22 protein-coding genes are annotated in these 24,436 nt (G+C 73.0%); 6 read left to right on the plus strand and 16 right to left on the minus strand.

Annotated features, from left to right (window positions below; translation table 11 throughout):
* Positions 1-105: 105 nt before the first annotated feature.
* The 5 genes from AB0C59_RS03110 to AB0C59_RS03130 all read right to left on the minus strand — a co-directional run bounded on the left by AB0C59_RS03110 (position 106) and on the right by AB0C59_RS03130 (position 6,565).
* The gene (locus tag AB0C59_RS03110) at positions 106-753 is read right to left on the minus strand and encodes an HAD family hydrolase (protein ID WP_363000402.1); all 648 of its coding nucleotides are present in this window, start codon (positions 751-753) and stop codon (positions 106-108) included.
* 173 nt (positions 754-926) lie between these two features.
* Positions 927-2,444 carry an MFS transporter gene (locus AB0C59_RS03115; protein WP_363000404.1) on the minus strand — a complete coding sequence of 506 codons (1,518 nt, stop codon included), beginning with the start codon at positions 2,442-2,444 and terminating at the stop codon, positions 927-929.
* A 45-nt stretch (positions 2,445-2,489) separates the two neighbouring features.
* Complete coding sequence (locus AB0C59_RS03120) at positions 2,490-3,776, minus strand: MFS transporter (protein ID WP_363000406.1); 1,287 nt, start codon at positions 3,774-3,776, stop codon at positions 2,490-2,492.
* Positions 3,777-3,874: 98 nt separating this feature from the next.
* The gene (locus AB0C59_RS03125; RefSeq protein ID WP_363000408.1) at positions 3,875-5,710 is read right to left on the minus strand and encodes a glycoside hydrolase family 15 protein; all 1,836 of its coding nucleotides are present in this window, start codon (positions 5,708-5,710) and stop codon (positions 3,875-3,877) included.
* A 75-nt stretch (positions 5,711-5,785) separates the two neighbouring features.
* Positions 5,786-6,565, minus strand: a complete 780-nt coding sequence (locus AB0C59_RS03130; RefSeq protein WP_363000410.1) for a DeoR/GlpR family DNA-binding transcription regulator — start codon at positions 6,563-6,565, stop codon at positions 5,786-5,788.
* 175 nt (positions 6,566-6,740) lie between these two features.
* Here AB0C59_RS03130 and AB0C59_RS03135 point away from each other — a divergent pair, with 175 nt between their 5' ends.
* Both AB0C59_RS03135 and AB0C59_RS03140 read left to right on the plus strand, forming a co-directional pair.
* Positions 6,741-7,652 (plus strand): sugar isomerase, encoded by a 912-nt coding sequence (locus AB0C59_RS03135; protein ID WP_363000412.1) that lies wholly within the window; start codon positions 6,741-6,743, stop codon positions 7,650-7,652.
* Between the two features lie 11 nt (positions 7,653-7,663).
* The gene (locus tag AB0C59_RS03140) at positions 7,664-8,539 is read left to right on the plus strand and encodes a class II fructose-bisphosphate aldolase (RefSeq protein ID WP_363000414.1); all 876 of its coding nucleotides are present in this window, start codon (positions 7,664-7,666) and stop codon (positions 8,537-8,539) included.
* On the opposite strand, the gene AB0C59_RS03145 is transcribed toward AB0C59_RS03140, so the two are convergent.
* Complete coding sequence (locus AB0C59_RS03145) at positions 8,529-9,671, minus strand: methyltransferase (protein ID WP_363000416.1); 1,143 nt, start codon at positions 9,669-9,671, stop codon at positions 8,529-8,531. The two genes, AB0C59_RS03140 and AB0C59_RS03145, sit on opposite strands and share 11 nt — an antisense overlap.
* Before the next feature lie 86 nt (positions 9,672-9,757).
* Here AB0C59_RS03145 and AB0C59_RS03150 point away from each other — a divergent pair, with 86 nt between their 5' ends.
* Together AB0C59_RS03150 and AB0C59_RS03155 are read left to right on the plus strand one after the other, a co-directional pair.
* The gene (locus AB0C59_RS03150; protein WP_363000418.1) at positions 9,758-10,489 is read left to right on the plus strand and encodes an alpha-ketoglutarate-dependent dioxygenase AlkB; all 732 of its coding nucleotides are present in this window, start codon (positions 9,758-9,760) and stop codon (positions 10,487-10,489) included.
* On the plus strand, positions 10,486-11,724 hold the full coding sequence (locus tag AB0C59_RS03155; RefSeq protein ID WP_363000420.1) for an ROK family protein: 1,239 nt from the start codon (positions 10,486-10,488) through the stop codon (positions 11,722-11,724). The genes AB0C59_RS03150 and AB0C59_RS03155 overlap by 4 nt, the downstream gene beginning before the upstream one ends.
* Before the next feature lie 65 nt (positions 11,725-11,789).
* On the opposite strand, the gene AB0C59_RS03160 is transcribed toward AB0C59_RS03155, so the two are convergent.
* From AB0C59_RS03160 to AB0C59_RS03170, 3 genes are all read right to left on the minus strand, one after another.
* Positions 11,790-12,500, minus strand: coding sequence for a hypothetical protein (locus tag AB0C59_RS03160; protein WP_363000422.1), 711 nt, complete (start codon positions 12,498-12,500; stop codon positions 11,790-11,792).
* Between the two features lie 130 nt (positions 12,501-12,630).
* Positions 12,631-13,218 carry an ATP-binding protein gene (locus tag AB0C59_RS03165; protein ID WP_363000424.1) on the minus strand — a complete coding sequence of 196 codons (588 nt, stop codon included), beginning with the start codon at positions 13,216-13,218 and terminating at the stop codon, positions 12,631-12,633.
* Between the two features lie 245 nt (positions 13,219-13,463).
* Positions 13,464-13,787 carry a hypothetical protein gene (locus AB0C59_RS03170; protein WP_363000426.1) on the minus strand — a complete coding sequence of 108 codons (324 nt, stop codon included), beginning with the start codon at positions 13,785-13,787 and terminating at the stop codon, positions 13,464-13,466.
* A 388-nt stretch (positions 13,788-14,175) separates the two neighbouring features.
* Here AB0C59_RS03170 and AB0C59_RS03175 point away from each other — a divergent pair, with 388 nt between their 5' ends.
* Positions 14,176-15,318, plus strand: coding sequence for a PLP-dependent cysteine synthase family protein (locus tag AB0C59_RS03175; RefSeq protein WP_363000428.1), 1,143 nt, complete (start codon positions 14,176-14,178; stop codon positions 15,316-15,318).
* Positions 15,319-15,359: 41 nt separating this feature from the next.
* Here the strand turns inward: AB0C59_RS03175 and AB0C59_RS03180 are convergent, their stop codons facing one another.
* The 6 genes from AB0C59_RS03180 to AB0C59_RS03205 form a co-directional block, all read right to left on the minus strand.
* Positions 15,360-15,833, minus strand: coding sequence for an SRPBCC family protein (locus AB0C59_RS03180; RefSeq protein WP_363000430.1), 474 nt, complete (start codon positions 15,831-15,833; stop codon positions 15,360-15,362).
* Between the two features lie 81 nt (positions 15,834-15,914).
* The gene (locus tag AB0C59_RS03185; protein ID WP_363000432.1) at positions 15,915-16,763 is read right to left on the minus strand and encodes a DeoR/GlpR family DNA-binding transcription regulator; all 849 of its coding nucleotides are present in this window, start codon (positions 16,761-16,763) and stop codon (positions 15,915-15,917) included.
* A 129-nt stretch (positions 16,764-16,892) separates the two neighbouring features.
* Positions 16,893-19,328, minus strand: coding sequence for a right-handed parallel beta-helix repeat-containing protein (locus tag AB0C59_RS03190; RefSeq protein ID WP_363000617.1), 2,436 nt, complete (start codon positions 19,326-19,328; stop codon positions 16,893-16,895).
* A gap of 124 nt (positions 19,329-19,452) precedes the next feature.
* Complete coding sequence (locus AB0C59_RS03195) at positions 19,453-20,055, minus strand: hypothetical protein (protein ID WP_363000434.1); 603 nt, start codon at positions 20,053-20,055, stop codon at positions 19,453-19,455.
* Positions 20,056-20,305: 250 nt separating this feature from the next.
* Entirely contained in the window at positions 20,306-21,133 is an 828-nt protein-coding gene (locus tag AB0C59_RS03200; RefSeq protein ID WP_363000436.1) for an MOSC N-terminal beta barrel domain-containing protein, read from the minus strand.
* A gap of 48 nt (positions 21,134-21,181) precedes the next feature.
* Complete coding sequence (locus AB0C59_RS03205) at positions 21,182-21,622, minus strand: DUF6643 family protein (protein ID WP_363000438.1); 441 nt, start codon at positions 21,620-21,622, stop codon at positions 21,182-21,184.
* A gap of 291 nt (positions 21,623-21,913) precedes the next feature.
* Between AB0C59_RS03205 and AB0C59_RS03210 the strand changes: the two genes are divergently transcribed.
* A complete protein-coding gene (locus AB0C59_RS03210; protein WP_363000440.1) occupies positions 21,914-23,200 on the plus strand; it encodes a TerD family protein in 1,287 nt (428 codons plus the stop codon).
* Positions 23,201-23,212: 12 nt separating this feature from the next.
* Here AB0C59_RS03210 and AB0C59_RS03215 read toward each other — a convergent pair whose 3' ends face one another.
* Positions 23,213-24,412: a glycosyltransferase gene (locus AB0C59_RS03215; RefSeq protein ID WP_363000619.1), complete on the minus strand. Its 1,200-nt coding sequence runs from the start codon at positions 24,410-24,412 to the stop codon at positions 23,213-23,215.
* Positions 24,413-24,436: the final 24 nt, after the last annotated feature.

Here is a 24,436-nt window from a genome sequence, read left to right on the forward strand (position 1 = left end):
GGCATGCTGACTCCGTTCGGGACGTCCGCTCCGAAGCGTATCCGTACCAGCGCGCTCCGCATGCGCAATCAGCGCCGCGCGCCCCGGGAGGAGCGAGGGTGTCCGTCACCGCCAGCCGGCAGCCTGCTTCACGAGATCGGTGAGACTTGCGACGTGCCCGTCCGCCGCGGCCACCAGCTCAGGGTCGTCCGCCCATAGATGCCCCCACGGGCCGCGCCGGAGGTGTGCCACCCGGAGCCCGGCGGCCTTCGCGGGAAACACGTTGTTGGTCGGATGGTCGCCGACGTACACCGTCGCCTGCGGCTCGGCCTGCGCCGCCTCCAACACCCGTTCGAAGAACTCACTGTGAGGCTTCGCGACCCCCCACTCGGCTGATGTGGCGATGAGATCCGCGGGGAGGTCCAGGTCGCGGAGCAACCGGCCGGCGCGGGCGGTCTGGTTCCCGGCGACGACGACCCGGAAGCCGAGGCCGCGCAGGGCGGCGAGGGAGGGGCGTACGTCGTCGTACAGGTCGCTCTCGGCGAGGAGTTCGCCGCGCCCGGCCGCCTCGCGCGCCGCGTACTCCGCTGGGATGTCGAGGCCCGGTCGGACGAGGCGCAGTGCCTCGGCGTTGTCCAGGCCCTGGGCCACGACAGCGCCTACGAGAGCGGACAGTGTGTGGCGGGGCACGTCGAGCCAGTCGGCCCACAGCGCCCAGTAGATGTCGTCGCGGGTGAGGGTTTCGCCTACGTCGAAGGCGATGGTGTCGATCATCCCGATCAGCCTACGACGCCTGCGACGTCACCATGAAGGCCCTGATGTCGGCGCCGGCCCGTGGTCGGTGTCCCGCCGCGGGCGAGTGGCCGAGACGCCGGACGGCCGTGCGCCCGGAGGAGTGGGAAACTCCTCCGGGCGCACGAGAGGGTGAGGCGCGGGTTTCCGGGGTGTCAGTCGCGCAGTGCCACCGGCTCCGCGTCCGCGATCCTCTCGGCCTGGGGCTGGGGCTCGGCCTGGGGCCGCGACGGAACGGAGCCGGCGACCAGGACGGAGTGTCCGCCGCGACGTGCGCGCAGGCCGGGGAGGGTGATCAGCAGGCCCGCCACGGCGATGCCCGTGACCACGATCAGGCCGGGGCGGTAGCTGTCCAGGACGGCCTGGGGCGAGGCGTGCGCGGGCGTGTTCGCGGTCACCACCGCCGTCACCACCGCGAGGAAGATCGCGCCGCCGACCTGGACCGAGGTGTTGAGCAGGCCCGAGACCATGCCCTGCTCGTGGTCCTCGACCCCGTTGGTGGCCTGGATGTTGAGCGAGGGGAAGACCAGCGCGCACGCCGCGCCGATCAGCAGCATGCTCGGCAGGATCACCGCCGCGTACACCGGGTCGAGGTCGACGCGCAGGAAGAGCGCGTAGCCGACGACCATGAGCGCGAAGCCCGCTGCGATCAGCCGCTGGGTGCCGAAGCGGTCCACGATCGCGCCCACCTTGGTGGAGGACACGGCCACCAGCGCGCCCGCGGGCAGGAACGCGAGTGCCGTGTGCAGTGCGGACCAGCCGAGCAGGGACTGCATGTAGAGCGTGACCAGGAACTGGAATCCGACGTACGAGCCGAAGAAGGCCATGGCGCCGAGCTGTGCGCGCACCTGGTTGCCGGAGCGCAGCACCCCGAGGCGGACCAGGGGCCCGGCCGAGCGCCGCTCGACCAGCACGAAGGCGGTCAGGAGCACGGCGGCCGCGACGAAGGACGTCAGGGTCCGGGCGGAGGCCCAGCCGGCCTGCGGCGCCTGTACGACGGTGAAGACCAGCAGCAGCATCGAGGCGGTGCCGAGCACCGCGCCGGGGATGTCGTAGCCGTTGTGGTCCTTCTCGCGTGCGCTGCGGGGCAGCAGCTTCAGGCCCGCGACGAGGGCGATCAGTGCGATCGGTGCCGGCAGCAGCATGGTGAGGCGCCAACTGGCCTCGGTCAGCAGGCCGGACAGCACCAGGCCCATGGAGAAGCCCGTGGCCGCGCAGGTGGTGTAGATCGACAGGGCGCGATTGCGCAGCGGGCCCTCGGGGAAGGTCGTGGTGATGATGGACAGCCCGGCCGGTGCGGTGAACGCGGCGCTCAGGCCCTTGACGAAGCGGCTGGCGATCAGCAGCGGGCCGGAGTCGACGAGTCCGCCGAGCAGCGAGGCCACGGCGAAGACGCCGAGCGCCACCAGGAAGACCTGGCGGCGTCCGAGCAGGTCGGCGGTGCGGCCGCCGAGGAGGAGCAGCCCTCCGTAGCCCAGGATGTAGCCGCTGACGACCCACTGCAGTGTCGACGTCGTCAGGTGGAGGTCGGATCCGATGGACGGCAGGGCGACGCCGACCATCGACACGTCCAGGGCGTCCAGGAACATCGCGGCGCAGAGCACCAGCAGGGTGCCCCACAGGCGGGGTGTCCAGCGTCCCTCGGACGTGGGGGTGGTGAACGGAGAGGTCATGCCCCACAGGCTACATGCACATGCATTCAATGCAAACGCATTTATTCACCGCTGCGGCGAGGCCGCGTCCTGCCGCCGTGGGGCGCGCGTGCCCTTGGAGGTGCGATGCGTTGAGTGGTCCGTGTGCGAGGGGTGCTCGACCTTCACGTGCCGTGTCGCCCAGCCGATCGCGGAGGCGACGGCGGCCAGTGCCGCGACGCTGGTCAGCGCGACGGGAAGGGAGTACCGGTCCGCCATGAAGCCGATGGAGGGCGGTCCGACGAGCATGCCGCCGTACCCGAAGGTCGACGCGGTCGCGACGCCGCCGGGCCCCGCGAGCATCCCGGCGCGCTCGACCGCGACGGGGAACAGGTTGGCCAGCCCGAGCCCGGTGACCGCGAAGCCGAGCAGCGCCGTCCAGGTGGAGGGGGCCAGCGCGCCGAGCAGCATCCCGGACGCGGCCGTCGCGCCGCCCGTGACGACGGTGCGGACCTGCCCGAACCGCTCCAGGAGTGCCGCGCCGCTCATCCGGCCGGTGGCCATGGCGAGCGCGAAGCACGCGTAGCCGGCCGCCGCGACCCCGGGGTGGGCGTGCAGGTCCTGTTCCAGGTGCAGGGCGCCCCACTCGGCCAGCGCGCCCTCACCGTACGCGGTGCACAGGGCGATCAGCCCGAAGACGGCCACCAGGCCGCGGGTGCGGGTGTCGAGGACCCGTGGTGCGCGCTCGCCGGCCGCGGCGCCGGCCGTGGCCGCCGGGGGCTCGTGGCGCAGCAGGGTGCGACCCGCGAGGGCGGTCACCAGCAGGCCGATCACGGTGAGGCCGAGCAGGTGGGCCGTGGGTGACAGGTGTCCCGCGATCAGCCCGCCCAGCCCGGCCCCCAGCATGCCGCCCAGGCTGAACGCCGCGTGGAACTGCGGCATCACCGGTCGGCGCAGCGCGGCTACCAGGTCGACGGCGGCGCTGTTGAACGCGACGTTGATGCCGCCGTACGCCGCGCCGAAGACGAGCAGGACGAGGCCGAGGGCGAGCACCGAGTGGGTGAGCGGAGGCAGTGCGACGCTCAGGGACAGCAGGACCGCGCAGACCACGGTCACCGGATGGCTGCCGAAGCGGCGGCAGAGCCGTCCGGTGAGGGTCATCGTGATCACCGCTCCGGCCGAGACGCCGAGCAGTGCGAGCCCGAGGGTGCCGGCCGAGGCGCCGGTCTGCTCCTTGATCGCCGGAATGCGCACGACCCACCCGGCGAAGACGAACCCGTCCAGGGCGAAGAAGGCGGTCAGGGCGATGCGGAGCGGGGTGAGGGTGCGGGCCGGTGAGGTGGGGTGCGGGGCTAGTTTGTTCAGTGGCGGCACAAACTCAGCATAGGAGGGTCCCCCGGACAGGGCAAGGGAGGGCGGGGGGCCACCCTCACGCCTCAGAGCCGGGACCCGGGGCCCGGGACCTCAGATCCTCACCCCAGCGCCCGGTCCAGGTTGAACGCCGCGCTGATCAGTGCCAGATGCGTGAACGCCTGCGGGAAGTTGCCCTGCTGCTCGCCCGTGAGGCTGATCTCCTCCGCGTACAGGCCCAGATGGTTGGCGTAGGTGAGCATCTTCTCGAAGGCCAGGCGGGCTTCGTCCACGCGACCGGCCCGCACGAGGGCCTCCACGTACCAGAACGAGCAGATGGAGAACGTGCCTTCCGCGCCCCGCAGTCCGTCCGGAGTGGCCTGGGGGTCGTAGCGGTAGACCAGCGAGTCCGACACCAGGTCCTGGGTGAGGGCGTCCAGCGTGGACAGCCACTTGGGGTCGGTCGGTGCGATGAACTTGCCCAGCGGCATCATCAGCAGGGCCGCGTCGAGCACGTCCCCGTCCTCGTGCTGGACGAACGCGTGGCGCACGTCCGACCAGCCGCGCCGCATGATCTGCCGGTAGATCGTGTCGCGGGTCTTCATCCAGTGGGCCAGGTCCGCGGGCAGGCCGCGGCGGCGCGCCATCCGGATGGCACGTTCGATCGCCACCCAGCACATCAGCCGGGAGTAGAGGAAGTTCTTGCGGCCCCCGCGCGTCTCCCAGATGCCCTCGTCGGGTTGGTTCCAGTGGTCGCAGACCCAGTCGACCAGGTCGCACACGTTGTCCCACTGGTCGCTGGAGATGGGCTGCGCCCACTTGTCGTAGAGGTAGATCGAGTCGATGAGGGCGCCGTAGATGTCCAACTGCAGCTGGTCGGCCGCCGCGTTGCCGATCCGTACCGGCGCGGAGCCCAGATGGCCCTCCAGATGGTCGAGCTCCTGCTCGGGCAGATCGGTGCGGCCGTCGATGCCGTACATGATCTGCAGGGGGCCCGACGGCCCGCCGTCGCCCGGGATGATGTGCTGCGTCACGAACTTCATGAACGCCTCGGCCTCGCCGGAGAAGCCGAGGCGCAGCAGGGCGTAGACGCAGAACGCCGCGTCGCGCACCCACACGTACCGGTAGTCCCAGTTGCGTTCGCCGCCGATCCGCTCGGGCAGGCTCGTCGTCGGCGCGGCGACGATCGCGCCCGTCGGGGCGTAGGTGAGCAGCTTCAGCGTCAGGGCGGAGCGGTGCACCATCTCCCGCCACCGGCCCCGGTAGCGGGAGGAGGAGAGCCAGTGCCGCCAGTACGCCACCGTGGTCGCGAACTGCCGCTCCGCCTCCGCCCGCGCGCACATGCGCGGAGCCAGCCGCGCGTCGACCTGGTCCAGCGCGAACACCGCCGACTCGCCCTCGGTGAGTTTGAAGTCCCCCCACACGTCGGCGCCGTCGCTCTCCAGGGGGACGGTGGACGTCAGGGCCAGCGACAGCGCGGGGGACTCGAACACCGCCGCGTCGCCGAGCAGACGTACGGTGTGCGCTCGCCTGCCGTAGTCGAAGCGCGGCGCCACCCGCACCCGGAAGGGAAGGGCGCCGCGCACGCACAGGACGCGCCGGATCAGCCGGTGGCGCTCGGTCTCGACCGCGTCCTCGCCGATGGGCATGAAGTCCTGCACCTCGCCGACACCGTCCTCGGTGAAGAACCTCGTGATCAGGACGTTGGTGTCGGGGAAGTAGAACTGCTTGGTCCGGGCGGGCACCGCCGTGGCCAGTTCGAAGGCCCCGCCGCGCTCCGCGTCCAGGATCGCGGCGAAGACGCTCGGGCTGTCGAAGGCCGGGCAGCAGTACCAGTCGATCGTGCCGTTGGTCCCGACCAGGGCCACGGTGCGCAGGTCGCCGATCAGGCCGTGGTCGGCGATCGGCTGGTAGCGGCAACCGTCCGATGCGTACGTCTCCTGGGGCGTCCCGGCCATCACAGCCTCCCTGAGGCCACACCCGCCGTGCGAAGGTGGCTCCCAGCTTAGGCGCAGGGACCGGCCGCGGCGCGGTCAGACGGTGACCACGGTGACGCCCGCCTCCTCCAGCCGGCGCACCGCCTCCGGCCCCGCCGCCGTGTCCGTCACCAGCGTGTCCAGCGCCTTGACCCCGCAGATCCGGGCGAAGGCGCGCCGCCCCAGCTTGCTGGAGTCCGCCGCCACGATCACCCGTTCGGCGCGCTCGCACAGCAGGCGGTTGATCGCGGCCTCGGCCTCGTCGTGAGCCGCCGCTCCGTGCGCGGCGTCCAGGGCCACCACCCCCAGCACCGCCACATCCAGGGTGATCTGGTCGAGCACGCCTCCCGCGAGGGGGCCGACGAGCTCGTAGGACTGGGGGCGCGCGACACCGCCCGTCACCACGATCTTGAACTGCGGGCGTACCGCCAGCTCGCCCGCGATGTTCAGTGCGTTGGTGACCACGGTCAGCGCGGGTGAGCCCGACGCCAGGTCGCCGCGCAGGGCCAGGGCGCGCGCCACCTCCGTCGTGGTGGTGCCGCCGGTCAGGCCCACCGCCTCCCCCGGCGCGATCATCGCGGCCACCGCCTGCGCCACGCGCTGCTTCTCGGAGGCGCGGCGGGCGGTCTTGTAGCGCAGCGGCAGCTCGTACGACACCCCGTGCCGCACCGCCCCGCCCCGGGTGCGCACCAGCATCTGCTGCTCCGCGAGCTGGTCGAGGTCCCGGCGGATCGTCGCGGCCGACACCTCGAGCTCGGCGGCCGCCTCCTCGACGTCCAGCCGGCCGCGCTCCACGAGCAGGTCCAGCAGCGCCTTCCAGCGGGCGTCGCGCGCCATCCGCACTCTCCCTCTCCCTCGGGGACCCGGGCCCGTCCCCTCCCCATGCTCCCGGTCCTCCCCATCCTCTCCCGGAACCTCCTTCCCGGATTCCCACCCGATGCTTGATTCTGCTCGAAACAACTCCCTATCGTGCAAGAAAACGCATGAGACGCATGAGCGGGAGGGGTGCGGCATGACGTACACGACCCATGTCGAAGCAGAACTGACCAGCCAGCCCGAGTGCTGGGACCGCGTCGCCGCGGACGTGGACACCCACAAGGACGTCCTGCCCGTCCAGGGCGAGCGGGTCGCGGTCGTCGGGTGCGGGACCTCGTTCTTCATGGCGCAGTCCGTCGCCGTCCTGCGCGAACGGGCGGGCCAGGGAGAGACCGACGCCTTCGCGGCCTCGGAGTTCCCCTGGGGGAGGGACTACGACCGGGTCGTGGCCCTGACCCGGTCGGGCACCACGACCGAGGTCCTGACCCTGCTCGACCGGCTGCGGGGCCGGACGCGCACCACCGCGATCACCGCGGATCCGGCCACGCCCGTGACGGACGTGGCCGACGAGGTGATCCCGCTCGCGTTCGCCGACGAACGCTCCGTCGTCCAGACCCGGTTCGCCACCACGGCACTCACCCTGCTCCGCGCGCACCTCGGCCGGCACACGGACGCCGTCGTCGCCGACGCCCGTACGGCCCTTGAGTCGCCGCTGCCCGAAGGGCTCACCGGCTGCGCCCAGTTCACCTTCCTCGGCCGCGGCTGGAGCGTCGGGCTCGCGAACGAGGCCGCGCTCAAGATGCGTGAGGCCTCGCTCGCCTGGACGGAGGCCTACCCGGCGATGGAGTACCGGCACGGCCCGATCAGCGTCACCACGGACGGCACCGCGACCTGGATGCTGGGCGAGGCGCCCGAAGGCCTCGCCCAACAGGTCGGCGAGACCGGCGGGAGGTGGGTGGCCGGCGGGCTGGATCCGCTGGCCGAACTCGTCCGTGTGCAGCGCCTCGCCCTCGCCGTGGCCGCCGCCCGCGGACTCGACCCCGACCGGCCGCGCCACCTCACCCGCTCGGTGGTCCTCGGCTCCGCCCGCGGCCCCGAAGCCCGGTAGGGAGGAGAGCCGTGCCCCTCGCAGCCACCGGGGACCTGGTCGCCGCCGCCACGGCGGGCCGCGGCGCCGTCGCCGCGTTCAACGTCATCACCCTCGAACACATCGAGGCGGTGATCGCGGGCGCCGAGGCCGTCCACGCGCCCGTCGTGCTCCAAGTCAGCGAGAACGCCGTCCGGTTCCGCCGCGGCAGCCTCCTTCCGCTCGCCCGCGCCGCCACCGAGGCCGCCGCTCGCGCGTCGGTCCCCGTGGCCCTCCACCTCGACCACGTCCAGAGCGACGCCCTCTTGCGGCAGGCCCCGGGCGCGGGCTTCAGCTCCGTGATGTACGACGCCTCCCGGCTGCCCTACGACGACAACCTCGCCGCCACCCGGGCCGCCGCCGACTGGGCTCACGCCCAAGGGCTGTGGATCGAGGCGGAGTTGGGACAGGTCGGCGGGAAGAGCGGCGAACCGCCGCCCGATCCGCACACGCCCGGCGCCCGCACCGACCCCGTTCAGGCGGCCGGGTTCGTGGCGGACTCGGGGGTCGACGCCCTCGCCGTCGCCATCGGCAGCAGCCACGCCATGGCCACCCGCACCGCCGCCCTGGACCGTGCCCTGCTCGAACGGCTGAGCGCCGCGCTGGACGTGCCCCTCGTGCTGCACGGCTCCTCGGGGCTCCCGGACGACGAGCTGACGGCGGCCGTCACCGGCGGCATCACGAAGGTCAACATCGGCACCGCGCTGAACATCGCCCTGACCGGCGCGATCCGGGCGTTCCTCGCGGCGCACCCCGAGGCCGTCGACTCGCGCGCCTATCTGTCGGTGGGGCGCGAGGCCATGGCCCGGGCCGTGGCCCGCCTCGTCACCGTACTGCACGGCGCCCCCGGCCCCGGGGCTACTTCCTGACGGCCCTGAGCACCACGAACTTCGCGTCGCTCGCGACCAGTTCGCAGCTGCCGAAGACGCGGCGCAGCGTCACGTGGTAGCCGAGATGGCGGTTGCCGATCACCCACAGCTCGCCGCCCGGCCGCAGCGCGCGCCGCGCCCCGGTGAACATGCGCCGCGCCGTGGCGTCCGTCGTCGCGTGGTGGGAGTGGAAGGGAGGGTTGTTCAGGACGAGGTCGACACTGCCGTCCGGTACCCCGGCCAGACCGTCGCCCACCCGGAACTCGGCCTGCCCGCGGGCGTTCTCCTGATACGTCGCCCGAGCCGAGGCGACCGCCTGATAGGACTCGTCGACGAACAGCAGCTCGGCCTCGGGGTTGGCGAGCGAGACGGCCAGCCCGACGACGCCGTTGCCGCAGCCCAGGTCGACCACCCGCTCGCCGCCCTCGGTGCGCGGCAGATGCCGCAGGAAGAACCGCGTCCCGATGTCGAGCCGGTCGGCGCAGAAGACGCCCGCGTGGTTGGTGACGGTCCGGCCGGACAGCGGCCCGATGCCGTCCGGGAGCGGGTAGCGGTACGGCCACGGGTCGGCCCCCCGGTCCGGTCGCGGTCCCGGGCTGCAGAAGACGAGCCGGGCCTTCTGCTCGGCGAGCGAGGTGCGCGTCGGGCCGAGGATCCGTTCGAAGAGCGTGAGCGTGGAGGTGTGGATCTCCTTGACCATGCCGGTGCCGACCACCACCGTGCCCTCGTGGACGGAGGGCGCCAGCCGGTGCAGCTGATCCTCCAGGAGCGCGAGGCTCTTGGGCACCCTGACCAGCAGCACGTCGATGCGAGGGGGCGGCGGGTCCTGGGTGGTGAGCAGCCGCACGGCGGACGGGTCCGCCCCGGCGCGCGCGAGGTTCGCGCGGGTCGCCTCGCGGGCCAGGAAGGAGTCGGTGATCTGCGTGGGGCCGTGCGCGGCGAGCGCCGTGGTGAGCGCGCCCCAGCGGTCCCCGACCACCACCACCGTTCCGTCCAGCGGGACTCCGCTCGCGGCGAGGTGCCTCAGCAGATAGGCGTCGGACGCGTCCCAGGCGCGCAGCCGGTCGCGGGGATCCTCGGGGAAGCGGGTGAGCGCGTACTGGCCCCAGGGCGTGGTCACAGGGTCGTTCATCGTGCGTCCAGGCTAGCCGAGCCGCAGTTCGGACCCCGTGCCCGGACCCCGTGCCGACCGAGGACGCCATGCGTGATGATGGGGCCATGGACGCCGAGCTGTTTCCACGAGAGCGCGCTCGGATCGCGCCCGGCGCGGTCCATGTGCCGGACTGGCTGGGCGAGAGCGACCAGAGGCGTCTGGTCGAGGCCTGCCGCGAGTGGTCCAGGCCGCCCGCCGGGCTGCGCACCGTGCGCACCCCCGGCGGCACGATGTCCGCCCGGCAGGTGTGCCTCGGCCTGCACTGGTACCCGTACGGCTACGCCCGCACCACCGTCGACGGCGACCGGACCCCCGTGAAGCCGCTGCCGCACTGGCTGGCCGCGCTGGGCCGGGAGGCCGTCGAGGCCTCCCTCGCACCGGCGGGCGGACCGGGCGGCGTCCCGACCGAGCCGGACGGCTTCCCACCCGGTGCCCACGACGTCCCGTACGACATCGCGCTGATCAACTACTACGACGCCGACGCCCGCATGGGCATGCACCGCGACAGCGACGAGAGGTCCACCGCCCCCGTCGTGTCGTTCAGCCTCGGCGACACCTGCGTCTTCCGCTTCGGCAACACCGGCTCGCGAAACCGCCCTTACACGGATGTGGAACTGCGCAGCGGGGACCTGTTCGTCTTCGGCGGCCCGGCCCGCCTCGCCTACCACGGGGTGCCTCGGGTGCTTGCGGGCACGGCGCCGGCGGGCCTCGGACTCACGGGACGGCTGAACATCACGCTGCGGGTCAGCGGGCTCGGACCGGACCTCGAGCCGATCATGGGAGACTCGCCCTCATGACTGGCAAGGCGGGCACCGGAGCGACCGGGGCAGTGACCACACGGACGCGGCTGGACCGGGGGCGCGGGGCGCTCGGCCCCGCGCTGGAGCTGGTGCACACCGGACGCGCCCCGACGCGGGCCGTGCTCACCGCCGGACTGGGCGTCACCCGCGCGACGGCCGGCGCGGTCGCCGGCGAGCTGGAGGCGCTCGGCCTGATCAGCGTGGACGCGCACCCCGGCGCCGCCGCCGGGGCCCAGGGCCGGCCCTCGCACCGACTGGAGATCGCCGGGGACGGGCCGGTCGCCCTGGCCGCCCAGGTGCACGCGGACGGGTTCCGCGCCGCGCTCGTCGGGCTCGGTGGACGGATCGTCGCCACCACCCCCGGCTGCGAGATCATCGACGCCGATCCGGCGAAGGTGCTCGGCTCGGTGGTGGACGCCGGGGTCGAACTCCTGCGCGAGAGCGGACGGCGTTGCGTGGGCGCCGGCCTCGCCGTGCCGTCCGCGGTGGCCGAACCCGAGGGCCTCGCCCTGAACCCGCTGCACCTGGCCTGGCCCGCGGGCGCGCCCGTACGCGAGATCTTCGCCCGCTGCGTGCGGGCGGCGGGCATCACCGGACCGGCCTTCGCGGCGAACGACATCAACCTCGCAGCGCTCGCCGAGCACCGCCACGGTGCGGGCCGCGGCGCGCGCGACCTGCTGTGCGTGGCCACCGGCCACCGGGGAGTGGGCGGTGCCCTGGTCCTCGACGGGCGGCTGCACACGGGCAGTTCGGGGCTCGCCCTGGAGGTGGGCCACCTCACCGTCAACCCCGAGGGCCGCCCCTGCCACTGCGGCAGCCGCGGCTGCCTCGACGTGGAGACCGACCCGGAGGCCTTCCTCGCGGCGGCGAGCCTGGCCACGAGGCCCGAGAGCTCGCCGCTCCACCAGGCCAACGACGCCATCGGCGACCGCTACCCGGCCGACCCGGCCGTCCGGACCGCCGTGGAGGCGCTGATCGACCGGCTGGGCCTCGGGCTCGCCGGGCTCGTCAACATCCTCAACCCCGACCGCATCGTCCTCGGCGGACTGCACCGCACCCTGCTCGACGCCGACCCCGAGCGGCTGCACGCCGTCGTCGCCGACCGCAGCCTGTGGGGCCGCAGCGGACAGGTCCCCGTGCTGGCCTGCACGCTGGACCACAGCAGTCTCGTGGGCGCGGCGGAGCTGGCCTGGCAGCCGGTGCTGGACGACCCGCTGGGAGCGCTCACCTGACACCGGGCCCACGGCGGGTGCCCGGTGTCAGGTGTCCGCTGTCCGGCGGTGCGTGCCCGGGGGCCTCAGACGGTGTCCGGGGTGTTCGGGGGCGCGTCCCCCAGGGGCGCGCGGGACGCGGCCGGCACGGCGGTGCGGGGCAGGCGCCGGGCGAGCGGCAGGACCACCACGCCCAGGACGAACCCGTAGACGGCCACCAGACCGTGGCCGTTGTCCTGGGCCAGCCACATCGCCAGCCCGGCCACGGGCACGCTCAGTGCCAGCAGCCGGTCCTTGACCGCGGGGGCGCACAGCAGCAGGGCGCCCGCGAGGGTGGCGGCGAGGAAGTACGTCGCACCGGAGCTGCCCGCGAAGTTGCGGGGGTCGGTGCTGTGCCCCGTGTCGCCGAACAGCGCGTCGACGCGCTCGGGAAGCAGGATGCCCGCCGCGAACAGGGCCACGGTGAGCGGGCCGCGCCAGAACCGCTGCGCGCAGGCGGCGACCACCGCGAGGGTGACGATGTTCCAGGCCGCGCCGAGGACGCCGCCGTTCTGCAGGAAGACGGAGGTCACCACCCGCCACCAGCCGCTCCTGCGCGGATCGTCGTCGAGCGCGTCCATCGCGCCCGCCCAGCTGTGCTGCAGCACCATCCCGCCGACCGCCACGGCGGTGAGGGCGACAGCCACCCAGGGGATCGGAGGTCTGCGCAGGGCGTCCTCACCGATCAGCGCCAGAGCGCCCTTGAACATCAGGATCAGCAACGCGGCCGTGGTCACGTTGAAGACGATCACGCTCATGCGGATCGATTCCCCCCAGAAAGATCATCATTCGGTCGGTGAGCACCCTATCCGCAACCGGCCGCGACCACTGGGCCGTTCGGGGGAGGAGGGGAAGGGGGAGGGGGCAAGGGGGAGGGGGGAAGCCCGGTCAGCCGGCGACGGCCGACCGGGCGGGGGCGGGCTCCTTCCCGCGCTCGTCCAGCGTGACCCGCTCGTCCGCACCGGCCCGCGCGTCCGCCGTGAGCGGATCGTCCACCGCGAGGGTGCTGGGGACCGGCGCCGGGCCGTCGAGCACGGCCTCGTAGGGCGTCAGGCCGCGTACCCGCCGGGCGGGAGCCGAGGACGGAGCGGGGAGCGTGAACCAGACGACCTTGCCCGACTCGCCGTCCGGGCGCGCCCCCCAGCTGTCGGAGACGGCGGCGACCATGGCGAGCCCGCGTCCGCCCGTGTCATGGACGTCCGCGTCGCACAGCACCGGAAGACGGGGGTCGTGGTCGTGCACCGAGACGGTGAGCCGGTCCAGCAGCAGCTCCAGCTCGACCGTGCAGGTCTTGTCCGGCTGGGCGTGCAGGTGGACGTTGGTCAACAGCTCCGTCACACCGAGGGCGGCCCGGTCTATCAAGGGATCCAGATGCCAGTAGCGCAACTGCGCCGATACGATTCTGCGGACCTGACCGATCCGCGACGGCAGGGCTTGGAGCTCCACCGTGCACTGCCTGCTTGGCTGGCTGATCACGGCTGCGACTCCCCGAATTGAGGTCCGGAAGAAGACGGAGATCGGATCCAGCAGGAGGACCTGGTCGTACCTGCCGCCTGCTGTGCGGCTGAGTACTCCGGCCGCCTGGTGCGGAGCGACCTCTGTGTACGGGGCCGCCCGCTTGCTGACCGGCGGGCTGGTTCTTCAGCGTTATCGCCGGTACACCCAGAGTGAGGTGAGACCAGCGTGCCGCACGAGGCGAGGTCCCGCAACTCGCGCCGTGCTCAGCCGGCGCGCCGGGCCGCCCGGTGGACCGCCTCGACGAAGCGGCGGGCCGAGGGCGACTCGGACTGGCCCGGTGCCGGGTCCTGGTCGGCGAGGGTCAGGGAGTAGCGGGTTCCGTTGAGGTCGGCCAACGCCCGGTCGTGCGGCGCGAACCAGGGCTTCGACGCCCTGACGGCGCGCACCGGCGCGCTGTCGATCTCGCTGCCGTAGCTGGTGAGCAGCCGCAACCTGCCGTCGCTGATCCGGACCTGCCCTGCCCGGGTGAGCGACCGCAGCTTCTTCCCGATGCGCACACCCGTCGCCGTGAAGTCCGGCTCCGCCATGATGTACCGCCCCCTCGTGCTTGCGTCGGCCCGGTCCGGACGGCCTCGTGGCCCTGATCCGGAGTGGTCCGGTCGAGTTCGTTCGTGGTCCAGGGTGCTGCCGCGCGGACCCGCCGTCCGCGCACCGTCCGTGCGCGCCGAACGGCGTCCCGCGGTGCAGTCTGCACGCACCCGGCGCCTGGCACCAGTGTGCCCGGCGCGGCCGCCCCGTGTCCCCGGCGCATGGGCGCAGAGACGACCGATCATTTCGCGCCGTCTGCCCCAGGCTGGTCTTTGAGCTGCTCAAAGAGACGTTTATGCAGGTGAGAAGCGTGCCAAAGCTGTCTATGATCGGGGTGTCCGACCGTGTGAATCGAGCCGTCGGCACATCCACGGTAAGGAGCCCGCGGTGAGCACCCCGCAGATCACCCACCCCGTCGGGACGTACGACGTCGACCGCAGCGACGCCGAGTACCGCACCTGGCTCAAAGAGGCCGTCCGCAAGGTGCAGGCGGACGCCAACCGCTCGGCCGACACGCATCTGCTGCGCTTCCCGCTGCCGGAGGCCTGGGGCATCGACCTTTACCTGAAGGACGAGTCGACCCATCCGACCGGCAGCCTCAAGCACCGCCTGGCCCGGTCCCTGTTCCTGTACGGCCTGTGCAACGGCTGGATCCGGCCGGACCGCCCGGTCATCGAGGCCTCCAGCGGCTCGACCGCCGTCTCCGAGGCCTACTTCGCCAAGCTGATCGGTGTGCCCTTCATCGCGGTCATGCCGCGTACGACGAGCGCCGAGAAGTGCCGCCTGATCGAGTTCCACGGCGGCCGGTGCCACTTCGTGGACGACTCCCGCAAGATGTACGAGGCCTCGGCGGCCCTCGCGGCCGAGACCGGCGGCCACTACATGGACCAGTTCACCTACGCGGAGCGGGCCACGGACTGGCGCGGCAACAACAACATCGCCGAGTCGATCTTCCGCCAGCTGGAGCTGGAGCGCTTCCCCGAGCCGGCGTGGATCGTCGCCACGGCCGGCACCGGCGGCACCTCGGCGACCATCGCGCGGTACGTGCACTACATGGGCCACGACACCCGCGTGTGCGTCGCCGACCCCGAGAACTCGTGCTTCTTCGAGGGGTGGACGACCGCCGACCAGAGTGTCACCTGCGACCGCGGCTCCCGGATCGAGGGCATCGGCAGGCCCCGGATGGAGCCCAGCTTCGTGCCGGGCGCCATCGACCGGATGATGAAGGTCCCGGACGCGGCGAGCGTCGCCGCCGTGCGGGCCCTGGAGGGCGCGATAGGCCGCAAGGCGGGCGGTTCGACCGGCACGGGGCTGTGGAGCGCGCTGAAGATCGTCGCGGAGATGGTGGCCGAGGGGCGTACCGGCAGTGTGGTCACGCTGCTGTGCGACCCCGGCGACCGCTACCTGGACAAGTACTACTCGGACGAGTGGCTCGCCGGTCAGGGGCTGGACATCGCCCCTTACGCGCAGGCCATCACCTCACTGCTGTCGACCGGGGTGTGGCCCGAGGGCGCGGACCGGGGCGCCTGACCCCTCGGACCCCGGACCGGGGTGTGCCGGCCCGGCCGCCGTCACCGCGTCGCGAGCCGCGCGTCCAGTGCCGTCACCGCGCCCCGGAACGAGCGCCCGAGGCCGCCGCGCGCGGCCTTGAGCACCGAGCGGAAGACCGCCGGCCCGTCCGCCGCGAAGGTCCACTGGACCCGGGTGCCGGTGCCGGCGGGGACGAGCCGCCACTCCTCCAGGAGCGCGCGCATCCCGGGCACGTTGGTCTCGTCCACCCGGTACGCGTACACCTCGTTCGGCTCGGCCGCCACGACCGTCTCCCGGAACCGGGTCCCGCCCACCAGGCGCACCTCACGCCGGGCGCCCTCCTCCAGGGGCCGGGCGTGCGACACCGCCGAGAACCACTCGCTCCAGCCCGGCACGTCATCGGCGAGGGCGCTGAAGACCGCCTGCGGTGCCGCCGTGATCTCCCGTGCGAACACCAGCCGCACGGGAGCGGTCCGTGTGAAGTCGAGCCCCACCGGGCGCAGCAGGCGTGCCATGAGAGCGACCCCCCCACGGGAAGCGGAGTTCCCGCGCCGAAGCAGTGATGTCAGGTCTGCGCCACCCTAGCTGGCTGCCCGTCAGTTGTCTGTACCTGTGCCGGTCCGGTCGCCGTCCTCGGCCTCCCCGGCCACGATCAGCCGCCGCAGCTGCTCGGAGATCTCGGCCCGCGCCCCCACGGGCAGTCCCGCGTCCGTCACCAGCGTGTCGACCTGCTCCAACGCGGCGAACGAACTGAGGCCCACGGTGCCCCACTTGGTGTGGTCGGCGACCACCACCACACGCCGGGCCGACTGCACGAGCCGTCGATTGGTCTCGGCCTCGGCGAGGTTCGGTGTCGACAGGCCGGCCTCCAGCGATATGCCGTGCACACCGAGGAACAGCACGTCGAAGTGCAGCGAGGCGATGGCCTGGTCGGCCACGGGCCCCACGAGGGAGTCGGAGGGGGTGCGGACGCCTCCGGTGAGCACCACCGTGGCACCGCCCTGCCGGGGGCCGGAGCTGCGCTGCGCGGAGTGGAACACGTCCGCCACCCGCACCGAGTTGGTGACGACCGTCAGATCCGGCACGTCGAGCAGACGCTGGGCGAGCGCGTACGTCGTCGTCCCACCGGACAGCGCGATCGCGGAACCCGGTGCGACCAGCTCCGCCGCGGCCCGCGCGATGTCCTCCTTGGCGGACAGCTCCAGACCCGACTTGGCCTCGAAGCCCGGCTCATGGGTGCTCGCCTCCACCAACGGCACCGCACCGCCGTGCACCTTCTCCAGCACACCCTGGCGGGCCAGCGCGTCCAGATCCCGGCGGACCGTCATGTCGGAGACCCCGAGCTTGCGCGTCAGCTCGTTGACCCGCACACCGCCGCGCCGGCGCACCTCGTCGACGATCAGGGCGCGGCGCTGCTCCGCGAGGAGGTTCTGATTCTCACTCACGCCCGCTCCGCTTCCCTTCGCCCGACCAGCCCGGCCCCGTACGGCACGGCGGCCGCCCCATCCTCGCACGCCACGCCGCCGGTGCGGCCACCCCGTCCCCCCCTCGCGGCGGAACGGTGGGGGAGTGGATCAGGGCAGCTCGGGCAGGTCCTCCGGATAGAGCAGCGTCAGGTCGTCCGTGCTCGGTTCCTCCATCTGGGCGACCCGGCCCGCATGACGCTCCAGCATCGCCTCGAAGGTCTGGCGCGCACTGCGTCCGTTGCCGAACGCCGGGCCCTTCGGGATCTCGGTGAAGTACGTCAGCAGCGCCTCGGCGGTGCCCGGGGCGAGCCGGTACTCGTGCTCCTCCGCCTGCTGCCCCACGATGCGCAGCAGTTCCCCCGGGCTGTAGTCGCCGAAGGTGATGGTGCGCGAGAAGCGGGAGGCCACTCCGGGATTGACCGAGAGGAAGCGCTCCATCTCGGCCGTGTAGCCCGCGACGATCACCACGACCTCGTCCCGGTGGTCCTCCATCAGCTTCACGAGCGTGTCGATCGCCTCGCGCCCGAAGTCGCGCCCGGAGTCCTCGGGGGACAGCGAGTACGCCTCGTCGATGAACAGCACCCCGCCGCGCGCCCGGTCGAAGGCCTCCTGGGTGCGGATCGCGGTGGACCCGATGTGCTCGCCGACCAGGTCGACCCGGGACACCTCCACCAGGTGGCCCTTGTCCAGGACGCCGAGCGCCGCCAGGATCTCCCCGTACAGCCGGGCGACCGTCGTCTTGCCCGTGCCGGGGGAGCCCGTGAACACCAGATGTCGCCGCGCCGAGGCCGCCTTCAGCCCCGCCCGCTGCCGGCGCCGGCCCACCTCGATCATGTCGGTCAGTGCCCGGACCTCGCGCTTGACGCTCTCCAGGCCGACCAGCGCGTCCAGCTCCCCGAGCACGACCCGCGAACTGCGCGAGGGCCGGTCGGCCTCCGGCAGGGCCGCCACGGCCGGCTCCCGCTCCGTCGACCGCTGACCGGGGATGGCGCCCAGCAGCCCCGCGGGCCGGGCGGCCGTCTGTACGACGGGTTCCTGCGCCGCCGCGGGCCGCACCTCGCTCTCGTCGCTCGTGCAGTCCTCCACGACCGCCGCGCCGCCCGAGGCCCCCGGGCCGCCGTCCGTGAACTCGTAGCCGCCGCGCGCGCACCGCTCCGTGCGGCACTTGCGCAGGCTGGCACGGCAGCCGTCGATCACATGGAAGCCGTAGCCCTCGCTGCCGGTCACCCGGCAGTTCACGAAGCTGCCCCGGCCGCCCGCCGACACGTAGAACCCGGCCTCCGCGGGAGAGGTCACCGTGCACCGCTCGATGGTGGGGTCGGCGCCCTTGGTGACGATCACACCGGTCTGGGTGCCGTCGATCTCGCAGCCCGACAGCGTGCCGCCGCTGCCGTGGTCCCGGAACCACGCGCCCGTCGCCGCCTCGCGGATCCGGCAGTCGTCCAGCTGCGCGGTGGCGCCGTCGCTCACCGACACGGCCGTGTTGCGCACCTGGGTGAGGTCGCTGTCCACCACGTCCACCCGCGAGCCGCGGTCGAGTACGAACAGGGCGTCCGGCACGTCGTGCACCCGGCACGACTCCAGTACCGCGGTGGCGCCGTCGCTCACCCACACCGCCGGGTAGTCGCCGGTGCTGTCGAAGATCTCGCACTGGTTGGCGTCCACACGGGTGCCCGGGTCCCACACCGACAGGCCGTTGCGGCCGAACTGGCGCACCGTCGCACGGGTCAGGGTGAGCACCGAGCGCGACCGCAGGTCGATCGCGTTCTCCGGAATGTCATGGATACGGCAGTCGGACAGCGTCAGCACCGCGTCCGTGTCGAGCGTGACACCGTCCGCGGTGGTGCGGTGCACCGCGCAGTCCGCCAGGTGAGCCGTGGCGAGCCCGGTGATCTGCACACCGGAGCCACGGATCTCGTACACCTCGCATCCCACCGCCTCCAGCGCGGAGTTCTCACCGGTGACCGACAGGCCCGCGCCCGAGGCGTGGTGGACGCGGCAGCGCTCAAGGCGCGGCCTGCCCCCGCCGCGGACCGCGACGCCCGACTGGGCGGCGGCCACGACCTCGCACTCCTCGAACAGCCCGCCGCCGCCGTCCACGACGGCGATGCCGACGCCCGCCGGGTTGTCGACCGTGCAGCGCCGCACCGTGGGCCGGGAGCCGCCGCGGACCTCGATGCCGGCCGCGGAACGCGTCATGATCCGCAGGTCCGCGAGCTCCGGGGTGCCCTCCTCGATCAGAAGCGCGGGTGCCGCCGCGTCCTGACCCTCGATGTGCAGGTCCTGGACCACGGCGGAGGCCCGCACCGTCAGCGGCACGCCGTCCACCGGAGCCAGGCGCACGGAGCCGGGAGAGCCCTCGGGGCCGCGCAGTGTCACCGCCCGCTCGATGACGAGGTTCTCCCGGTAGGTGCCGGGAGCGACGGTGAGCACGTCTCCGTCCCCGGCGGCCTCCAGCGCGGCGGCGAGCGACGCGTACTCACCGGTGCGGCGCCGCCACCGCGATGTGCCGGTGTGTGTCACCTGGACGGTGCCCTGTGCCATGGCGCTGCCGTGCCCCCACCTCGTGCTCACGCGGGTTCTCGCGAAGATGCCGAACGGCCCAACGGTCCGGCCGGTCCACCGTAGCGTGCGCGGAGGCGCTCGGTTGACGGGAGTCGGAAGGCGGTCAACTGCCCGTTCCGGTGCGGCCCCAGTCGGGACCCGCCTTCTCCCATGCCTGGTCCCAGGCCGCGTAGCGGCGACGGAGCATGCGCTGGACGGCGAGCCGGTGGCCGCTCTCCAGGAGCGCCGCGGTCAGCAGGGCCACGCCCGCAGCCGCCAGGACCGCGTGGGTCGTGATGGTGGAGGAGTCCAACGGGCGGGCGGCTGTCCGGCCTTGGTCGTCGGTCCAGAGCGTGAAGCGGTCGCCTGGGTGCGGTTCTCGGAGTCGGGCGAGGACCGGGCCGCGCCGCACGGTGCCGTCCGGGGCGGTCCAGGCGGCGATCACACGTATGCCCGTCCGTCCTGTCCGGGGGTCCGGATGCGGCCGCGTCGTGTCGCCGTCGAACCTGGCGACGACGGTGGCCGTCACCGGATGCCGGGCTCCGCGCTGCTCCCTCGCGGCACCGCGCAGGGAGTGCTGGGCGGTCATCCCGACCACGGCGCCGGCCAGGGGCGCGGCGACGGCGATCAGGACGAGGGCGACCAAGGCCACCCAGGCCTCGGCCAGATCGGTCCCACGGCGCAGTGGATTGCGCCTCCACCGCCACAAACCCGTGATTGCCCGCACGGTCCCGCCCCCTGTCCCGCGTCCGTCCTGCCCCTGTGCCCGCCCCGTGCCCCGCGCCCCACGGTCACGGTGCGAGGGAGCGGCGGCACCTCTCCTTCACCTCATGCGCCTCTCATGGACTTCTTACACCGCCCCAACGACTCTGTGTAGCCGTCTTGTTCCCCACCGGAGCGGAGATTCGAGAACCCCTCCCGGTGGCACTCGACCGGACCGGTTCCGGCGGTCCGTTTCCAGCGGTGCGGTTCCGGGGTCATTCGATGACGGTGAACGGATCTCCCACCCGCAGGACGCCCGTGGTCTCCGGCACGAGGTTCTGGCCGAAGACGAGTCGGCCGTCGAAGCGGCGATGCCGGGCGAGGGTGCGCAGCGGCTCCTTGCCGCGCTCGGCGCTGTCCTGGTCGGTGGTGGTCACGACGCAGCGCCCGCACATCTTGGCGACCCGGAGCACGACCTCCCCGATGGCCACCCGCCGCCAGTCGTCCTCGGCCCAGGCGGCGGTGCCCTCGATGACGACGTTCGGCCGGAACCGGTTCATGGGCAGGGGGCCCTCGTCGGGGTGAGTGCCCCGCGCGATCAGGGAGTTGAGGGCGTCCAGCGAGGCGAGTGTGGTGAGCAGCAGCGGGTAGCCGTCGGCGAGGCTGACGCTCTCACCGGGCCGTGAGTGCGGGGGGTCGTCGAGGGGGCGCCGAACGGAGGGGTCGTCGAGGTGCACGAGGGCCACGTCCTGGCCGAGGTACGCGCTGAACCAGTCGCTCGCCGCCGCCGCGGCGGCGACCGTCTCGATCTTCTCCCCCGACCACTTCGCGGTCGTCGTGACGCCCGGCGCGGGCACGTCCACGACCAGCGGCTCCCGGCCGGGCGCGGACACACGGACACCGCCGCCGGGCAGAAGCTCGGCGGCGGCCGACGCCAGACGCGGCTGCTCGCGCTGCGTGACGATCCTGCCGGACGGGTCGATCAGTGCCCAGCGCCGGTCCCCGGCCAGCCCCCAAGGCTCCACCACGGCCTCGCGCGGCGCCAGGGCACGCAGTGCCTTGACCGGGTGGACGTGGATCGAGTGCAGCGCTGCGGTCGGCATGAGGCCATCGTGCCACTGGACACCGGCGGCCTCATCCCGTCGACCGGATCAGTACCCGCGGTACTGCTGCCCGTTGTTGTAGGGGTCCTGGTACGGCGCCGGGGCCGGACGCGGAGCCGCCGGGCGCATCGCCTCGTAGCCCGAGGACTGGGCCATGGGGCGGGGCTGCTGCGTCTGCTGGGGACCCGGGTAGCCGCGTGGACCCGTCTGTTGGGGGATGTACGCGGTGGGGGCCTGGTACAGCGGTGCGGGCTGCTGGGCCTGCGGGTAGCCGTAGGACGGCATCTGCGGCGAGGGCGCGGCCGGCAGCGCGGGCAGCGCGGACGGCAGTGCGGGCAGGTTGCCCGGCGCCTCGTATGCCGCGGGGACCCGGATCGGGGCGATCTGAGGGGTGCCCCGCTCGGCGACGAGCGAGTCGTAGATCGGGGTGTCCGGGAAGGGCGACGCGGAGTAGTAGCCGCCGCCATAGGTGGAGCGGGGGGAGGTCATGGCACATAAGTTAAGCCAACGATGTGGTGGTTGGGGAGACCGATAAGAGGGTTGTTTTCCGTGCCCGGGGCGACGCGGGATCCCCAATGCGAGCGAAGTCGGCGAAAAGGGGCGGCGGGCGGCGTTTGATTTCCGTAAAAGCCAAGCTCCCCACGGGTTACCGGGGGTTGACCGGGAGAGTCGCGGAGCGGGTCGTAGGAGTCCGGGTCCCCGGGGAATAGGTTGGCCTGGACGGAGGGGACGCGCGTGCCGCGTCCCGGGCCGGGGCGACGACATTCGATGGGGGCGGACATGTCCATGGCGAAGGGCTCGAACCTGCAGGTGCCCACGACCGCGTTGCGCGTCGAACTCGGCTGGCGCCAGGGGCCCGGAGTGCCCGACGCGGACGCCTCCGCGCTGCTGCTGGTGTCCCGCAGGGTCCGCACGGACGCCGACCTCGTCTTCTACAACCAGCCCGCGCATCCCTCGGGCGCCGTGCGCCACGAGGGAAAGCGCGACGCCGGCGGACAGGTGACCGACACGCTCCTGGTCGACCTGGCCCGCGTGGAGCCCGAGGTGGAGAGCGTGGTGCTGGCGGCGTCGGCCGACGGCGGGGCCTTCGGGCAGGTCCCCGATCTGCACATCCGGGTCAGCGACGCGGCGCTGGGCACCCAGATCGCGCGGTTCGACCCGGTCGCCACCGTCGAGACCGCCTTCGTCCTCGGTGAGTTCTACCGCCGGCGGGGAGCCTGGAAGTTCCGCGCCGTCGGACAGGGCTACGACAGCGGGCTCGAGGGCCTGGCCACGGACTACGGGATCACCGTCGACCGGCCGCGGCACGCCGCCGCGCCACCGCCCGTGCCCGGGACCCGCGTGGACCTGCCGGCCCCTCCGCCGCCTCCCGCGCCGCAGGCCCCCGTGGCGCCCCCGGCTCCCGCCCCCGCCCCGCCGCCCGCTCCGGTCCGGCTCACCAAGGTCACGCTCACCAAGCAGTCCCCGTCGGTCTCGCTGGCCAAGCAGGGCGGCGGCTCCGGTGCCCTGCGCGTCAACCTCAACTGGCAGACGCGCCGGCAGTTCTCCGGATGGGGGGCCGAACCGGGCCGCGCGGTGGCCGGGCACACCGACCTGGACCTGGACCTGTGCGCCCTCTACGAACTGTCCGACGGGTCCAAGGGGGTCGTCCAGGCCCTCGGCAACGCCTTCGGGTCACTGCAGCGGCCGCCCTACATCCATCTCGACGGTGACGACCGCACGGGCTCCGTGGAGAGCGGCGAGAACCTCACCGTCAACCTCGACCGCAAGCAGCACTTCCGGCGGATCCTCGTCTTCGTGACCATCTACGAGGGCGCGCGCTCGTTCGCCGACCTGCACGCCACGGTCACGCTCCGCCCCCAGCACGGCGCGCCGGTCGAGTTCTCCCTCGACGAGTGCACGACCCCCTCGACCGTGTGCGCGCTCGCCCTGATCACCAACGAGGGCGGTGACCTGATCGTCCGGCGCGAGGCCCGCTACCTGGTCCCGGACCGTGGCGTCAGCCCGCAGCGCACCGTCGACCGCGCCTACGGGTGGGGCATGAACTGGACACCCGGCAGGAAGTGAGCCCCGGCGCCGTCAGCCCTCCTCCAGCGCCGCGTCCGGGCGGGCGTAGGTACGGCCCTTCCAGGCCGCGCCCCGCCCGCGCGCGTGCCGCACCGCCGAGTCGACCGTCATCAGGAGGTACAGGAACGCCGTCACGGGAAGCAGCAGCGCCAGCCACGGGGGCTGGCGGTAGTAGCGCAGCATCGGCAGGTACGTCACCGTCATCACCACCTTCGCCGCCGTCCCGGTCAGCAGCGCGGCGTGGTCGCCGGTGAGGATGCCCGCGAGGATCGCGACGGACGGCATCAGGTACACGAGGGCCAGTCCGAGCACCGTACCGACGAGCAGCGGCGGGCTGTACCGCAGTTGGGCGTACGCGCTGCGCGTGACCATCCCCCACAGATCGTGCAGCCGCGGATAGGGGCGCACGCTGTCCACACGGTCCGCGAGCCCCAGCCAGATGTGGCCGCCGCTGTCCTTGACCGCCCGCGCGAGGGCCACGTCGTCGATGACCGCCTGCCGGATGCTGTCGGGGATCCCGGCCCGCTCGGCGGCCTGGGTGCGCAGCAGGACGCAGCCGCCCGCCGCGGCGGCCGTCCGGGTCCGCCACATCGCGATGCGGCGGAAGGGGTAGAGCTGGGCGAAGAAGTACACGAACGCCGGTACGACCAGCCGTTCCCAGAGGCTGTCCACCCGCAGGCGGGCCATCTGCGAGACCAGGTCGAAGCCGCCGGAACGCGACGCCGCCACCAGCTCGCGCAGGCTGTCGGGGGCATGGGCGATGTCGGCGTCCGTCAGCAGCAAATACTCGGGTTCCCGCGCGCGGGCCAGGCCGATCCCGTGACGCACCGCCCACAGCTTCCCGGTCCAGCCCGCGGGCGGCTCACCGGGGGAGCCGACGGTGAGCGGCAGGCCCCCGTGCCGGTCCGCCAGCTCCCGGGCCAGCCGCCCGGTGCCGTCCGTGCTGCCGTCGTCGACCAGGAAGACCTCGGCGCGCCCCGGATAGTCCTGCGCCAGCAGGGACGGCAGGCTCCGCGGCAGCACCGCGGCCTCGTCCCGCGCCGGTACGACGACGCACACCGAGGGCCAGTCACCCGGTTCCGGGTCCTGACGCGGCGGCAGCCGTACGTCGGTACGCCAGTAGAAGCCCTGGCCGAGCAGCAGCCACAGCCAGGCGACCAGTGATCCCGCGGCACTCCACACGATGGCGCTCACGCGCGCAGTCTGCCCCACGAGAGGGCCGATCACGGCGCATCG

It is taken from the genome of Streptomyces sp. NPDC048664, assembly GCF_040650555.1.
Classification (GTDB): Bacteria; Actinomycetota; Actinomycetes; order Streptomycetales; family Streptomycetaceae; genus Streptomyces.